Here is a 241-nt window from a genome sequence, read left to right on the forward strand (position 1 = left end):
TAAAAATTATGATTGCGTCTAGCTCTTTTTATTATTTGGCAAAACGATTAAATAATAATTCTTATCCAATAGCTATATCATTAGGTGTAGCTTACTCTCTATCCTCTTATGTAATTGGTTACTGGGGGAATTTAATGTGGCTTGATGCAGTAGCTCTTCTTCCATTAGTTATATTGGGATTAACTAAGGAAGTTTTACAACTTAAATTTTCTCTTCTTTATATTTTGACTTTAGCAATCAT

At 29.5% G+C, this 241-nt stretch carries 1 protein-coding gene; it reads left to right on the top strand.

Going from position 1 to position 241, the window contains the following annotated elements:
* Positions 1-8: 8 nt before the first annotated feature.
* The coding region (locus ACNDLV_RS08275) for a YfhO family protein (RefSeq protein ID WP_498883121.1) at positions 9-241 on the top strand (233 nt) is incomplete at its 3' end.

Source organism: Lactobacillus fornicalis, assembly GCF_055362665.1.